3 protein-coding genes are annotated in these 2,626 nt (G+C 28.7%); 2 read left to right on the plus strand and 1 reads right to left on the minus strand.

Translation table 11 applies throughout. From position 1 onward, the window contains the following. A partial coding sequence (locus QZZ11_RS04960) for a collagen-like protein (RefSeq protein WP_292474115.1) occupies positions 1-313 on the plus strand: 313 nt, incomplete at its 5' end. 181 nt (positions 314-494) lie between these two features. Further along, complete coding sequence (locus QZZ11_RS04965) at positions 495-761, plus strand: transcriptional regulator (RefSeq protein WP_292474117.1); 267 nt, start codon at positions 495-497, stop codon at positions 759-761. On the opposite strand, the gene QZZ11_RS04970 is transcribed toward QZZ11_RS04965, so the two are convergent. Then, positions 758-2,626 (minus strand): AAA domain-containing protein (locus QZZ11_RS04970; protein WP_292474118.1); only part of this gene is annotated, 1,869 nt, incomplete at its 5' end. The two genes, QZZ11_RS04965 and QZZ11_RS04970, sit on opposite strands and share 4 nt — an antisense overlap.

The following is a 2,626-nucleotide window of genomic DNA, read 5'->3' on the forward strand; positions in this document are numbered from 1 at the left end:
AAAAGGAGACACCGGAGCAACTGGAAATAAAGGAGATACTGGTGATACCGGTTCACAAGGAGTTAAAGGTGATACTGGAAATACTGGTGCTAAGGGAGATACTGGAGATACAGGACCTAAAGGTGATACGGGTGTTGGTAGTGATGAGGAAACTGGATGGAAATTACCAGTAGATGAAATAAGAACAACTAATACATTACCAACAGGCGTTAGTGCAGGTTATCGTGTAGCTATTGTCACAAGCTCACTCATGGCCATTAAAGAGTATAATGGAAGCTCATGGGATATTGAATCACTTGACCATATTCAGTGATACCATTAAAACATTCTGGAGGAATACAAATGTATTTGGCAAAATCAACAGAGCCAGTATTTATGGGCGTAGATTATGGAGTCTTCGGTAAATTCCGCTTTATGACTCAGGCAGCATATGATGCGCTAAGTAGCTATGATAATGATACAATTTATTTTGTAAGAAGTTCATAAGTGATAGTATGGAATTGTCAGATGAAATGTTAACGGAAATCAGCTATGTACAAATCTCAAAATATAGGACAAAAGTAATGAAAGCTTTGGAGGGTGATGTTAAAATACCAACTGCCATTGCTAATGATTCTGGGATTAGAACAAACCATATTTCAAAAGTTCTTGGGGAATTAAAAGAGCATGAACTAGTTGAATGTATCAATCCTGAAGTCCGGAAGGGTAGATTGTATAGATTAACTGATAAAGGTGAAGATATAGTTAGAAATTTAATTTAAAAAAGGTTTTTGTCATAATATCGTAGTGCATTATTGTTTTTACAAAATTTAATCATTTTTTTATAAATCTTTTTTTGTTTTAATGTTTTTGTGTTTCCAATAATAATTAATTTTTTTCCCGCACGTGTAAGTGTTACATTTAATCTTTTAGAATCTGCAATAAATTGTATATCTTTTGTAGTGCCACTTCTAACCATTGATATTATAATTATATCTTTTTCATTTCCTTGGAAACCATCAACTGTATCAACATTCACTGATGTATGTTTTTTTATTAAATTAACTTGGTCAACATATGGCGTTATAATTCCAATCTCACTTTTGGGGATACCAGACTGATTATATCTTTTAGCAATTTTTGATGCTATTTTTGATTCTAAATTATTATATATTGATGTTGAATTTTTATACTGTGATTCATTATTATTTTTTTCAAATGAAGTATCAATAAAAAGTATTGGGCTTTTATGATGATATGGATCTTCATTTTTTTTAAGGAAATAAATTTTTGCTTCTTCACCACATTTTAATTTATTATTATAAAACTCTTTATTTGGAAATTCCATAAGTATTTCATTCATTCTGTTTTGAACATTTAATAATCTCTGTTGTTGAGGAAAATTTTTTTGCAAAATCTCAAACAAGGTTTTCTTTAGTTCTTTATTATTACTGGTAACCGTTGGAGGTAATTGTTTCGGATCACCCGCTAAAATAAATTTACTTGCTTTTGCAATAGGAATTAGAACACTAGGTATTGTTGTTTGCGATGCTTCATCTATAATTGCTACCTCAAAAGGATAATCAGTTAACATGTCTAAAGAAGCAGATGTATTGGTAGTTAAAATTATCTTATGGTTATCAATGATGTCTTTGTGGATATGAGAATATAATTCGTTGTTTTCTTCGTTTTTTTGTTTTATTTTAAATTTAATGTTATTAACTTCTTGAGGTTCAATATCATTTTCATTTAATTTTTTATATAAGTCTGATAAACTGTTTTTATTTTCTTCAATTTTTTGATAAAGAGGATGTTTTTTGGTTTGTAGGGATAATGAATATTCTTTAATTTCCTTATTAATCTTTTTATCGTTTCCTACTCGAATTATTTTCAAATCTGTATCTTTTAATCTTTCTGCAATATTATCGACAGCAGCATTACTATCAGCAGTTACTAATATCTTTTCTTTTACGAGTGCTTCTTGTCTTATGATTTCAATTAATGTTTTTGTTTTCCCAGTTCCAAATGGACCATGTATTAAAAAGAAGTGTTTACTATTTAAACTTTTTTCAACAGCTTCACGTTGAGGAATATTCAATTCGGAATCATAAAAATTAATATTTTTTATTTTATTATTATTTTTGGGGTTTTCATGATTTAATGCGAAATGTAATGCATATTTTCCGTTAGGTGTAAGATTTTCTAAATTTTCAAGTTGTCGATTGTATGTACTTTCTTTTACATATAAATCAATTCTGCATAATTCTGGAAGAGCTCGTTTTAGAAAGTTATCATTACAATACTCAATTATTATTTCTTTTTGTTTTTTCTGAACAACTATTCCTTCTTGAGGCATAATGGGATAATTTTCATCAGTGATTAAAACTCGGTCTTGCTCATTAATTTCAGCACCAATTATTTTATTACTTTTAAATTTAACTAACTTAGGATTTTCATAAAGATTTTTAAATTCACATGTTAAATGTCGTATAGTTTCTTTTTCATCTGTTTTTTTATTCATTATGCGTTTTTGGAGTTTTGTCATATTTTCTGTTTTTTCATAATCTATTTCGTCATAAATAAGTTTTATCAATTCATTCTCATATTTTTCAACGGATTTTTCTTGTTCTTCAGTTGGCATGTTATT

The sequence above is a fragment of the Methanosphaera sp. genome (genome assembly GCF_016282985.1).
In the GTDB taxonomy this organism is placed as follows: domain Archaea; phylum Methanobacteriota; class Methanobacteria; order Methanobacteriales; family Methanobacteriaceae; genus Methanosphaera.